Genomic DNA, 13,438 nt, shown 5'->3' with positions numbered 1-13,438 from the left:
CCTGCCGAGGGCGTTTTGCAAACCATTCTCCGCTTATTCTTCAAAAATCATTCCTGCCGACAAACATACTTATTTATGCTTCGGAACCCTTTATTTTCAGTACCTTTGCACGGTTCTTTATAAGTGAACGCCCCGGGTCGTCCAATCGACTGACTTAGGTCGTTCAATCGAACGACCCGGGTTATTCGTTCGGCCGACCGGAGTCGTTCACTTACAGGAAGACACTTCCGAGGGAAGAAACAAGTATGTTGAACGCACTAAAACCTATTGATATGGCAATACTATATGACTGGTACGAGAATCCGGGCACTAATGAGGAAGCCCCTGAAGAGAGAGGCCTCCATCCCCGCCCGTTGCTCAACGGGAAAGTAACCATGCGGCAGCTCTACAACCGCGTGCATGCCCGCAGCTCGCTCACGGTGGGCGACGTGATGAACGCGATAGACTGCCTGGCGCAAATTTGCGGCGAAGAACTGCGCGACGGCCACGAGGTGCACATCGAAGGGCTGGGCTACTTCGCCCCCACCCTGGAAGCCACACAGAAAGTGACCCGCAGCACCCCGAACAAGCACCTGAAACTCCGGCTGAAAAGCATCAGCTTCCGTCCCGACGTCAGGCTGAAACAAGCGATGACGGGAGTCAATGCCATCCGCAGTAAATACACCCGCCACTCCCTGAAGCTTTCGGAAGTGGAGATAGACATGAAGCTGAAAGAATACTTTGCCGACCACGACGTGCTGATTCGCAGTGACTTCCAAGCGCTCTGCGGCATGGCGCGCACCACCGCGAACGTCCACCTGAAACGGTTGCAGCAAGAGGGCAAGCTGAAGAATGTGGGGAAGCCCACGCAACCCATCTACCGGGCCATGCCGGGATACTACGGCGTGTCGCGCGATGCAAAGGCGGGGCGATGAGGGTGGAAAGCGGTTTCACCGGGAAAGCCAATGAACAGGAGGATGGGAGAAGGAGGTGAAGGAGATGCAGGGATAAAAAGAAACATTCTGCGCCCTGAAATCAGGGGTAATACAAAAAGGAATGTGAATTGCATCCGGAAAGGCAATAGAGAATGAATGCGAAAAGGCGAATCTCACGACTCGCCTTTTCCTGATTTAACCATTAAACAATTGTACTATTCGGTTAATGCATTTACAATTATCCGATGTTACGGGCGACTAATAAAGTCGGGGGGGTAACGACAACTGCTTTGAGTTGAATAATTCATTTATAGATTATTCTTAAAGTGCCTTTTTAGAAAACACAATGGAGAAGAATGACGCAGGAACTGTGAAAGTCCTACCAGCAGAAAGCGGTTGTCTAACATTTCCATACTCCAAATAAATATAATTTCCATTGGTAGCACTCAAAGATTTTATAGTGTATGTGCCTGGCTTAATGTAAAAGTAATGAGCACCGCCTATATGTCCGGTATAATTAAAGATACCATATTCTTTTTTGTCAGAATCAACCAACACCCCACCGCCGTTTGTCTCTATTCCATACACTTTCATTATATTGTAACCTACTTTGGAAGGAGGAACATTATCATCAGTACCCGATGCTTGAACAATACTTGGAGTAGAGATTGTTCCTATATAATTTAAAGAAATATAGCCACCTCCTGTCACTTCGAAAATTGTACCAACCGTAAGTGCGCCCCAATTAGATTGTGCTGTACAATCCTCTAAAGCGACCACGCGGTAAACGCCATAAGCCAAGAAATAACAATATGGAGCAGCATTTGGGGTAGTAGTTCTCAAAACATACTGTTGACCACTTTCGTCACAAACAGTTATGCTTACGGCTACCGAAGCGTCAGCACCTCCTATCGGAAGTACAACCCGAGCATATCCGGTTGGTGTGGGAGGTACATTACTATCCATTGTATACGGTCCCAAAACATCCGCTTTAACAAAAAGAGCACAGAAGAACAGTAATATCAAAAAGAAAGTTCGTTTCATTGTTGCATTTTTTTAATTAGTAATAAAAGTATACGAGTGGTCGTTACCCACCCGTACCTTTCAATATTAACTATTTTTTCTTGAAGTTCCAGAACCATGCCGTACCCCAAGCGCCAGCACCGGGTTCAGGAGCACAAAGACGAAGTTCATCTTCTGTAATCTTCAAAATATGATACTCATACTGACGTGCATTTCCTTGATTCGGCTGTATACCTAACAATGGAATAGTACCAGAGAACTCCATAGTACCTACATCCCAACCGGATTGCACCACATCTTCTGACACCTTGACAGAACCACTTTCACCACGACTTGTCTGAACACCAGTCAAACTAAGTGAGAACCAACCATTTAATCCATCATCAGGCAATCCTTTTCCTACAGCTTGTTCATCAATTTGCCCTCTACCGTTTCCGACATCTCCCACAGCATCACAAATCCACCAACCGGGGCCGGTATTGCCGAGATAACCTCCATTACCCCAACAACCGTCTGCAGCTTCTGTATTCCAGACCCAAGTGGTTGTTCCATAACCACCGTCCGGAGTTGTGCCGAATACATCAGCATAAATAGCGGGAAGATCTGTATACTCCGTTACTGCTATTGATTTGGAAGCCGATTTTGTTATGGAGCCGTCCGAATTAATGGTTGTTACATATACTTGCAATTCTTTATTAGGAGGAGCTACTTGAACCGACGGAGCCGTACCTTCTGCCAACTTGATATCAGACGTAGCATCATAAACCTTCACATAACGTGACGGAGTAGGAACAATCTGAATGTTGTTGTTTCCCTGGTTCTTGGCCACAAGTTCAAAAGTAAGATTTTCCGGTGTGACATTGGGATCCGGACTGATTTCATCCACTATCGGATCGCAAGCCACCAGCAGCATTGCAAACAAAGGTATTGCGAATAATATCTTTTTCATATCTTTTTTCATTTTAAATTCATATTCTATTCTTGCCAACCATTATACTCAGCACTTGCATCCGTATAACCCTCATTTTGTTCTACCTTTCCTTCATTCAGGAGGACTTGGTTTTCGGGAATCTTCTGGAAACCTGCCGTAGCCTTATAACGTGCGGCATAACCACCGTTCTGCGCCACATTACGGCTTTCAGCCCCATTTGTATAAACCTTTGCTCCCGTCTGTCTTTCAAGGGCATCGGCAGCAATATGCCAACGGCGAATATCGTTCCAGCGAGTACCTTCAAAACATAATTCCCAACGGCGTTCATTCTGCAATGCAGCCAACGAATATGTACCAATAGGTTCAAGTCCGGCACGACTACGCACTCTGTTTATACCGGAAACATCTTCCTTCAATTCAGACTGCATCAACAATACATCCGCAAAACGAATCAAAACCAAATCATGAATAGAACCGGTTTGCATCAGATTATCATTAATCCAGCCGTCGGCACCATACATTATCTTCTCAAATACCGGCTCAATCGTTTTATTTCCAGCCGCATCCGTACTATAAGCCATGATAGAACCTATTTTCATCTGATAATAATCCGTTTCTTGGATAAAGCCGTCACCACCACCTTTATTATAACTCGGCATATCCTCCGTCTTGAATACGGAGGCCGGACGACGGGCATCATCTTGTTCTGCCACACTCCAATCATTATAAAAATTGGGAGCTACAGGACCGGCACCCCATCCTTGTCCGAAGGGGAAAGAATTGGCCTGATCATTGCCACGTACACCAAAATGCAGAGCATAACCGTTACCATAACCGATAGTAGTGCTCCAAGATGCAAGTTTATTATATTTAATGGCAAACATGGATTCGGGATTTACCGCTGCATCATCTTCTACCCACTTCAATCCCTGACCGGCAGTAAACGGAAAATCTTCTACCGTACATTTATTGGTATATGCCCACAAATTACGAAACTCAGGAACAAGACTATAACCAGAATTATTCACACAATCATCAATATACCCAACCACATCCTGCTTGGTCAAAGTTGTCCCATCAGGCAAATCAACTGAAGTCAACGGACTATAGTTCGTACTAACCAAATCGTTCAGAGTTTCACCATTGCCATACATACCAGTATAATACAACCAAGCACGTCCTAACATAGCTTCAGCCGTATATTTATCAACATGCCCATCCGACTTGCGAACAGCCGGCATATTTGCAGCCGCATCGCGAAGATCCTGCAGAATCTGCCCCCAGATAACAGCGGCAGTCGGAGGAGTAGTATCTTCGGGCAACAAAGCAGTAATCACCAAAGGTACGCGCCCATACATGGAAGCCAACTCGTAGTAATAAAAAGCACGAAGGAACTTGGCTTCGCCCTCAGCCTGCGCTCTTACTTCCGGATCCATTTCAATACCAGCAAGAGCCTCCAACAACGTATTGGCACGGTTGATTCCTTGATAGCGAGCCACCCAGTAGTCCTGCGTAGCATTTGTACCCGTATTACAAATAAGGTCCAAAGATTGCATCAACTTATCATTGGGACCACCACCACCCAACATATCATCGCAAGCCAGCAGAGAATTATACAAGAAAGACTGCTGTGGAAAAGCATTGACATTATTCAGGTTCTGATATATGGCAGCTAAAGCCTGATTGGCATCTTCAGCCGTTTTAGGAAAATTGGTCGTATCTTTTTCCGTCAGACTCATCGAGTCCAAGCTACAAGAAGCAAACATTCCTGCTATCATCAAAGCTGCACCTATTAAATATGCTATTTTTTTCATCGTGTATCAATTTTAGAATTTAACATTAACACCTACCATATAAGTACGAGGTTGAGGATAGTTACCTACATCAACACCGGTTACCCACGGTTCTTTGTCATTGAGGGCTCTACCATTCTCCGGATCCATCCCTTTATAACCGGTAAAAGTAAATAGATTCTGTGCAGCAGCATACACACGAAGTTGCTGGAACGGACAGTTCTTCCAAATTCTCTTGAAATCGTATCCTATAGTCAGATTTTGAATGCGAACATAGTCGGCATCATCAATATAAATATCTGAAATGGCCTGGAAATTCTGTCCACTATTTCCCGGCGCAAGCAGCGGATATCTGTTTGAGGTTCCTTCGCCATGCCAGTAATCGTAAACTTCTGTCGTATAGTTTTCATACTGTCCATCTGAGAACTTTCGCCAAGAGCGAGCTACCTGTGCACCAAAAGCGCCATAGGTTGTTACAGAGAAATCAAATCCTTTATATTCCGCACTTAACGTAAGACCCATTGTCACGTCAGGATGAGGATTACCCAAATCAGTCTTATCGTCATCATTAATCACCCCATTTCCATCAACATCCACAAACTTCAAATCACCCGGTTTAATACTTGCACCTTGCTTAGAGTTTGCCGCATTTCCTTTACAATTCTGGTCAAGATATGCCTGCAAGTCATTCTGGTTCTGAATGACACCATCCGTCTTATAACCATAAAAATAGCCAATAGGATGTCCTTCTTCCATACGGACAAACCGACCCGTACTTTGAGCCAACAAATCATTACCGCCTTCAATAAAATGATTGGCGTTATTAACCTCCGTTACTTCATTCTTATTATAGGCCATATTGACATTCACCCCATACTTGAACTCCTTACCAATCTGATCTCTCCAGCCCATTGAAAGTTCAAGGCCAGTATTCTTTACCGTACCAGCATTTTGATATTGAGTAGCGAAACCGGAAGCCGCATTGGTACCCACTTCCACTAACAAGTCTTTCGTCTGCTTGCTATACCAGTCCATGGTAAAACTCAGACGGTTATCCAAGAAACGGGCATCAATACCGATATTGGTCTGTTCTGAAGTTTCCCATGTCAAATCGGGGTTAGCCAAACGATTCGGGTAAGCTCCGGTTGTACCTCCATTCTTATCCGAGCCAAATGTATAAAGACCATAATCGCCAAACTCGTAACCGGCACGCCAATTTGAATTAGGGATATTGTCATTACCATTCTGTCCCCAACCAGCACGGACTTTCAAGAAACCAAGCCAAGAAGCAGTATTCTTCATAAAAGCCTCGTTTGAAATAACCCAACCAGCAGAGAATGATGGGAAATATCCCCATTGATTGCCTTTCGCAAACTTAGACGAGCCATCGGCACGAATGATAGCAGAAAACATATAAGTTTCCTTAAAGTCATAATTCAAACGTCCAAAATAAGACATCTTAGAACCATAATCCGAGGGATAACCATTTACTGTAGCAGTAGCTTTACGTTCTGTATTATGCAAATAAGCATGTGTAAAGTCACCAAAAGCACTATTATAACCGGTTGCCTCTACTGATTCGCCATAAGTTGGTCTTGATTTAGAATACTCTGTACCAGCCAAAACATCAAAATGATGTAAGTCTGTAATATCAAACCGATAACTCAACGTATTAGTCAAACTCCAGTTCCAACCCAAAGACACGTTATTTATCGTTTGGTCTTTATCACGGCTATCTCCCTGATTATTAATTTGGTAAACGGGAAGATATGAACGCCATGAACTTGACCATTGTTTGTAACTAACCTGACCTTTATAAATAAGATTCTTAAGTGGTTGTACTTCCAGATATGCCGCTGTGTTCAGATTAAAATTCTTATTCTTATTATTCCCAGCCTGATTATATACCATGTGAGCCATCGGATTAGAAGCATATGCAGTATAATCAAGTATACCATTAGCACTCGTTCCAAAATTCTTCAAATCATCATACATGAAGAAATCACCATTTTCATTATATACAGGAATCAGAGGAATAGCACGCAAAGCATTAGAAAGGTCATTCGAATATTGATTACCTAACTGCACACCTTGATTCTGTTTGTGCTGATAATATATATTCTCACCAAACTTTATCACATCCACATCTCCCTTACGATATATCACATGCTCAGAATTAATGCGGAAAGTAAAACGACGATAGTCAGTCTTCACCGGACCACCGAATGCACCATCCTGATACTGATAGCCTATACCTGTCGAAAATTTGGAGAATTCAGAACCACCTGTTACATTCAACGCATGATTAGTAACCACAGCATTTTTATTCCGGAATTCTTTTACCCAATCTGTACCAGGATTGGTACCATTCTGATAAGCAGTCAGCAAATCAGCATCTACGAATTTTGACCAATCATACGGTTGGCCTCCATTATTATAGGCCACTTGATCCATTACCGCCATATATTCTTTGGCATTCAACATATCAGGCATCTTATATATATTTGCCCAACCTATGTTTCCATCATAAGATACAGAAACCTTTCCTACCTTACCCTGCTTCGTAGTAATAAGGATAACACCGTTGGCACCGCTCGAACCGTAAATTGCACAAGATGCAGCATCTTTCAACACGTCAATACGTTCAATATCGGCAGGATTCAAGGCGTTAATATCGCCACCGGCTACACCATCAATAACGTAAACTGGAGCTGTATTTCCGTTAGTACCAGCACCACGAATATTAATTTTAAACCCATCACCCGGCTGACCGGAAACGGCCTGAATATTTACACCCGGAGACTGGCTTTGTAAAGCGCCCAATGCCTGCGTAGTATTTAATTTTGCGATGTCTTCGCCTTTTACCTCAACCGTAGCACCTGTCACCAGTTTCTTCTTCTGTACACCGTAACCCACTACGACTACTTCATCCAACAATTCCGTATCTTCCTTTAGCTGAATCTTGAAACTAGTCTGGTTACCTACCACTATTTCTTGCGGCTGATAACCGATAAAAGACACAACAATCGTTGCTCCCGGCTGAACATTCAATGTGAAATTACCGTCAATGTCGGTAATGACACCATTTGTGGTTCCTTTCTCCAATACATTGGCACCGATGACCGGTCCCATTGCATCTGTTACAGTACCTGTGATTTTTTTTGCTTGCTGCACAGCATCTATTGCATCGACCGATGCGGCGAAAAGTTGCGGAGTATAAGTCAGGCTGACAGCCGAACAGATACCCACGAGCAGCGCGGTTCTTCTGAAATTTAAATTCATACTTGTATTTTTCTTAGATTAATGAATTGGTATTGCCTGGCGGCATCTACCGTTTAATATAAGGTTAAACTTCTCTTTTTGAGGAAAAATTAAATATACCTTATTCTATAAAGTGGTTGGTATACATATCACTCCTTTCTCATAGGCATTTTTCATTTCATTAGCGGTTAAACATTATATGATTATTATCAAATTTTAATTAGGCTTGACAAAAGTAGACTTTTAGCAGCAAACCTTATAATACTATTTTATCAAATAACGACACTCATTTAACATCCATTACTATTTTTCCTAAAAAGTATAAAGCATGAATTCTATAACCAACAACTAAAAGCTATAAAAGACAGAAAGGGTTGCCCCGATACTAACCAGAGACAACCCTTTCTATTTTATTATTAAAAATTGCTATTCCATAGAAGGAAGCTCTTCACGGGAAACAACAAATTCCTGGCTCATAGCATCCTTCCACCATGCTTCATCAGCATGGACTACCGGGCTACCATCCTCATTTGTCCCGTCATACCACGGCATGAACCAACTCCAACGTGCACCAGATGCCCATTGTTCGGAAATAAGTCCGACCGTACCACATTCACTCAGCGAAACAATCTTGTTTCCATAATTTTCGGCAATGGAAGTATATTCTGAAACACAATCTGCAGTTTCCTTATTATAAACATCACGTCCCACGATGTCTACATATTGATCTCCCGGATACCAATCGGCATCATTGCCCTCGGTAGTCCAAACCCAGATAAGATTATCCAATCCTTCAGTCTTGAAGTAATTGAACATAGCAATCCACAGAGATTTAAAGCTGGCAGCATCCTTACCCCACCAGAACCAGCCACCGGCTGCCTCGTGGAATGGACGCCACAATACCGGAATATCCGCATCTCTCAATAGCTTCAAGTAAGCGGCAGCATTTTTCAAGTCTTCGGTAAACACCTTGTTTTCCCAAGTGCCTTCCACTGTGGCATTGGTAGCATCAAACTCCGTATCTGCCTTATAAAAGGCATAATCCTTATTCGGGTCGAGAGCTGTACCGTTATTTTCAAGATAAACAGCAACTGCTGTATAATCATGTCCACCAATGATGAGACCACCTTCTTGCAGGGATTTCAAAACATCTTCGGTAATCACCAATGTATAGTCCCCGGATATGTCAAAATAATCAGTTCCTGAAGCAATCTCGCTCCAACCACTGTTTTTGAACGAACCTTGTGCACCCGCTGCCACATCCTTCACAGCCACGCGTATCACCTGACCCACTTGTGCATCAGCAAAGACAGCTTTTGCAGCATCATCCGTCATCTGTACATTTCCACTCCAATCACCCGGCATTACTGTCTCTCCTTCCCATATTTGGGTAGAAGAAGCTTCGCCTACAGCTTTCTTGGGTACATTCCAATGCCACATGGCAGCTACGATGCCACCTTTGTCAGACCAATCCTTAACAGGAGTAATGTCACCGTAATTAATCCAGTCTGCTCCAGCTACAGATGCCGGCAGATGAACATAGTCGAAACAGTTGATAGCCGGATATTTTCCAGTCCATCCATACACCTTTTCGGACATTTCCGTATTCCAGGCAACATTGGCCATCATAGCTGAAAGTGTCTTCGTCTCGAAGTTATCCAATAGATAATTGTACAGTTTCACAGCTTTGGCCGAACTAGCGGCAACCAGTGCCTTGTCCAAAGCGACAGTAGAGAACTGAACCGATACAGCCGGAGCAGGCATCTGGTTCGGTCCGGTTACTATTCCCTCGGGGATAGAGAGAGAACAAGCCGTCTCTCTCCCGGGAACATTCACTTTTACAGTCAGTATATTGCTTGCGCCAAGTACATCGGCACTTATCAGTTCACCACCGGTAAACTTGATTTCGCTCAGATTGTCTGTTGCAAAGAATATATTCTTGTCATATTTCACCTCAATAGTGATTTCTCCCGTTTTCACTTTGGCTGCTCCACTTTCAGGAGTAGTAGACACCAATACCGGTGTATCCACTGCTGGGATATCATGATCGACATCAGTATCGCAGGAGGCAAAAGTAAAAGCTGCTATCAACGAAAGCATCCATTTTATATTCAGTTTCTTCATCTTAATTATGATTTTATTTCATTCTTAATCAGGGCATCCATAGTCACATTCTTCAAGCCACAATTCATCAATTTACAATCGTTATTTTTGTAAACGTCAAATCACTGCCCTGAATAATGATACCTACATTTGTCTGGTCTTCACAATCTCCTTGTTTAGCTTGAATATTATCAAGTATCTCCTGAGTCAACGTCAACTCCATCACACGGCTCTCGAAACTCCATCCGTAAATGTCTGTCGGTACCATAGTCGTATCAAACAAAGAGAAAGCTATGCCACTCCAATCGCCATAGTTAAACTGAGCCTGTGCCCAAGTCTGGTCTTTCTGATCAAAATAGACTTTCATGACAGTGCCTGCCGTTACCTTGGCAAAAGATACAGCCGGTACCAACACACGTCCTCCATCACCCCAACTAATATCAAGCGGACCAGCCCAAACTGTTTCTTCATTGGCAACTACAAGAACATCATAAGCAATTTCACCATTTGAAGAAATCAGTTTTAGGCTATAAGTTCCATCCAGCTCAGCCGGTACATTCAACATCAATACCCCTTTAGCTGCATCATTGATATACTGAACAGCAGCCTCATTCAGCAATACATTTGTCAGCTTATCAGCATTAACAATCTCAAGTTCCACAATTCGTCCCCGAACCAATTTGTCAGGCAATGCCGGCAAATAGGCACATACCGGTTTCTCTATTGTCAAAGACGGTGCTTCCACAGATTCACCATTGGCCATCTTCAAGAGTAAGGCCCCGGTTTCAGCAGTTGTGGGTACAGTCAAGGAAATGGCAGTAGCGGTGGCATCGGATACGGTAACCTCCACATTACCACTGAATACAACAGCCGAAACTACATCCATATTTACTCCTTTGACAGTCAAAGCCTCTCCTGCCGGGACCGTCGCCGCACTATAAGAAATGTTTTCCGGCTTTGCCGTTGCAATAGATACGGCAGTTGCTTTTCCACTATTTGTATTCAATTGCAAATCACCACTAATAGCCGCAGCCGGCATCAAGACCTTTATTTCAGTCGAGTTTTGTGATTCCAATCCTACTGCTTCTTCTACACCAGGGAACGTTACATCAGTCACCAAATCCATATTGGTACCTTTCAAGGTAATCATATCTCCACCACGCAAGTTTACAGCAGGAACAGCCACTACGTTCGAAGGCGTAGCTACTACAACAGTAGCGACCACAACTTTTACATCCGAAGCAGGAAGTACCGTAACTTCTCCGTCCGAGACATTATCCGGCAATGTAAAAGTAAGTTCATCTCCTTCGGAAGAGGCAGTCATCGTAAATTCAACTTCATCCCCATTCGGCATCTGCACTTTCTTCACCAAATCAAAGTTTTCACCAGAAACTCGAATGACATCCCCCGGCTTCTTATCTACCAGGTCGAGTGGAGCCTCTACCGATGGCAAAGTAACCTCCAGTTCCCCTTCAGAATAAATCCAATTGGGGATTTCAGCTCCATCAGACAAGATGAACTTACCGGTCTGAGCAGAATCAGGAACAATAACTTTAATCTCCTGACGGCTTTGACTGACAAACTCATCAGCAGGCACTGTTACCTCGTCAGCAAATATCACTTCTTTAATCAAATTCAAATATTCACCAGTAATGGTCAATTCACTACCAGGCTTTACTTCTGCCGGTGCAAAAGCCTCCAAAGCAATCGGCTCCGTAAATGTCAACTCGGTTTTTGTTGTAATATCCCCTTTCGGAGTCTTCAAGACAACCAACCCCGGCTGGGCTGTCTGAGGTACAGTGACACGGATTTCCGTATCACTGACTACTTCGATGTCTGTTATATCGTCGCAACCGGGAATAGCGACCGCAGTCACTTTATCCATGCCACTGCCTAGGAAACGGAGTACACCGCCGCGGGATACGGGACTCGGTCCGAATACATTCAGACTGATTCCCCCTTTATATTGGTTGGTATCTTCATCATCCCCATTGTCGCAGGCCGTAAACGTCAAGCAACTGAAGAGCATCAGGCACATCATCCACAGTGCCGGAAATTTATATGTTTTATTCATATCAGTATTCTATTTAAAAGGTTATTCAATAGGTACCACACGGATGTTGTCAATCATAATCACCGGATTGCAATCCTTACCTTCCACACCACCTGCCCAGACAAAGAATGTCAATCCGGTCAGCATAGTCTTGTCAAAAGTTCTATCACACTTATTACCTTCATGCGTCTTGTTGAACTCGGACAGATTCATGGAAACGGTTGTCCATTTACCACCCGTATCATACGAACCCGTATTCTTCCAAGGCAACCACAAACCGCGCGGCACATTCGTATCACTAAAATAAGCATTAGTTCCCGTCGCATAAGTCACCACATCATTACCCGTAAACATCACTTGTAGAGCGCAAGACTGCCACGGATTGGAAGAAGGAATATTCACCTCGAATTTCAGTTGCAAGCCATTGACGCCATACTCCTCGAGCAGTTCTGCAAACTCAGGACGTGCAGAAAGTTCGGGATAACCGGCAGACGGTTCCGGCCAATAGTTGAACGAGAACTCATCTTCTGCCCAAGTAGCTCCGATAGCACCGTCAAGTGCTCCGGTGAGACAGATATAAGCACCGTCAATACTGTTTTCATCGGCTTCTCTCAACACCTTGCTACCATCACGCCAACCGTGGGCAATAGCCATACCGCCATGAGAACCGTCCCAGTCAAAGAGAATGTTACGTGTATCATAATAGCGGAACTTGGAACGTCCGGTACCATAAATGGACTTCACGTTGATATAGCCTGCAGGAGCATTGTCCGGAAGAATAAAGCTGACCGCAGTCTTGGTTATGTTCGTAATATTAGTCACTTCCACATTACCGGCCATCGTAATGGTCAGCGGCACATTCGGGTCATCAATGAAATAGTCACCAATCAGTGTCACCTCACTACCCGGCTTTGCAAACTCACAAGAAATGGAGTTCACGGTAGGAGCCGGAACCAACACCTTGAAATCATAATCTATGGTATCCTTTGCTTTGGTCACCATATAAATCTTATCAGTCACTACCGAAGGAATCTCTTTCGGAACATCTACCATAAGTGTATGGTCAGTGATGTAACTGGTATTAAGTATCGCCTTCTGGTCATTGAAATAGAGCTCGTAAACACTCCGCAGATTTTCACCGACCAGACAAATCGTATTCGCCATATAAGCCCCCGTCAGCAAAGAGTCTGCCGCTGCCGGATCAGGGACACGAACATATTTCAAGGTAGGCTTTCCCCCTGCCACTTCATATTTATCCGGTTCATCCTCACAAGCCGCCATGGAAAAGCCTGCTACAACAACAGCTGCCGCGAAGAACCAATTCGTATATCTATTATTTTTCATCTTTTCAAGCATTAAA

At 43.8% G+C, this 13,438-nt stretch carries 8 protein-coding genes; 1 reads left to right on the top strand and 7 read right to left on the bottom strand.

Translation table 11 applies throughout. The features are described from left to right. Positions 1 to 272: 272 nt before the first annotated feature. Complete coding sequence (locus DW896_RS11045) at positions 273 to 914, top strand: HU family DNA-binding protein (RefSeq protein WP_005834825.1); 642 nt, start codon at positions 273 to 275, stop codon at positions 912 to 914. Positions 915 to 1,235: 321 nt separating this feature from the next. Here DW896_RS11045 and DW896_RS11040 read toward each other — a convergent pair whose 3' ends face one another. From DW896_RS11040 to DW896_RS11010, 7 genes are all read right to left on the bottom strand, one after another. After that, positions 1,236 to 1,958 (bottom strand): hypothetical protein, encoded by a 723-nt coding sequence (locus DW896_RS11040; protein ID WP_005825006.1) that lies wholly within the window; start codon positions 1,956 to 1,958, stop codon positions 1,236 to 1,238. Between the two features lie 70 nt (positions 1,959 to 2,028). After that, positions 2,029 to 2,886, bottom strand: coding sequence for a hypothetical protein (locus DW896_RS11035; protein ID WP_005834823.1), 858 nt, complete (start codon positions 2,884 to 2,886; stop codon positions 2,029 to 2,031). Between the two features lie 26 nt (positions 2,887 to 2,912). Beyond that, positions 2,913 to 4,682, bottom strand: a complete 1,770-nt coding sequence (locus DW896_RS11030; RefSeq protein WP_005825008.1) for a RagB/SusD family nutrient uptake outer membrane protein — start codon at positions 4,680 to 4,682, stop codon at positions 2,913 to 2,915. Positions 4,683 to 4,694: 12 nt separating this feature from the next. Then, positions 4,695 to 7,943 carry a TonB-dependent receptor gene (locus DW896_RS11025; protein ID WP_005825009.1) on the bottom strand — a complete coding sequence of 1,083 codons (3,249 nt, stop codon included), beginning with the start codon at positions 7,941 to 7,943 and terminating at the stop codon, positions 4,695 to 4,697. Positions 7,944 to 8,348: 405 nt separating this feature from the next. After that, entirely contained in the window at positions 8,349 to 10,046 is a 1,698-nt protein-coding gene (locus DW896_RS11020; protein WP_005825012.1) for a glycosyl hydrolase, read from the bottom strand. A 67-nt stretch (positions 10,047 to 10,113) separates the two neighbouring features. Continuing rightward, entirely contained in the window at positions 10,114 to 12,099 is a 1,986-nt protein-coding gene (locus DW896_RS11015; RefSeq protein WP_005825014.1) for a hypothetical protein, read from the bottom strand. A 21-nt stretch (positions 12,100 to 12,120) separates the two neighbouring features. Next, positions 12,121 to 13,422, bottom strand: a complete 1,302-nt coding sequence (locus DW896_RS11010; protein WP_005834814.1) for a glycan-binding surface protein — start codon at positions 13,420 to 13,422, stop codon at positions 12,121 to 12,123. Positions 13,423 to 13,438: the final 16 nt, after the last annotated feature.

It is taken from the genome of Bacteroides sp. AM41-16 (genome assembly GCF_003603495.1).
GTDB classification, from domain to species: domain Bacteria; phylum Bacteroidota; class Bacteroidia; order Bacteroidales; family Bacteroidaceae; genus Bacteroides; species Bacteroides uniformis.
This window is presented reverse-complemented; position numbering and strand designations above follow the sequence as displayed.

Coding starts and splice junctions, on each gene's coding strand:
- DW896_RS11025 (WP_005825009.1), bottom strand. CDS start 7,943: ATGAATTTAAATTTCAGAAGAACCGCGCTGCTCGTGGGTATCTGTTCG.
- DW896_RS11030 (WP_005825008.1), bottom strand. CDS start 4,682: ATGAAAAAAATAGCATATTTAATAGGTGCAGCTTTGATGATAGCAGGA.
- DW896_RS11015 (WP_005825014.1), bottom strand. CDS start 12,099: ATGAATAAAACATATAAATTTCCGGCACTGTGGATGATGTGCCTGATG.
- DW896_RS11040 (WP_005825006.1), bottom strand. CDS start 1,958: ATGAAACGAACTTTCTTTTTGATATTACTGTTCTTCTGTGCTCTTTTT.
- DW896_RS11035 (WP_005834823.1), bottom strand. CDS start 2,886: ATGAAAAAGATATTATTCGCAATACCTTTGTTTGCAATGCTGCTGGTG.
- DW896_RS11010 (WP_005834814.1), bottom strand. CDS start 13,422: ATGAAAAATAATAGATATACGAATTGGTTCTTCGCGGCAGCTGTTGTT.
- DW896_RS11020 (WP_005825012.1), bottom strand. CDS start 10,046: ATGAAGAAACTGAATATAAAATGGATGCTTTCGTTGATAGCAGCTTTT.
- DW896_RS11045 (WP_005834825.1), top strand. CDS start 273: ATGGCAATACTATATGACTGGTACGAGAATCCGGGCACTAATGAGGAA.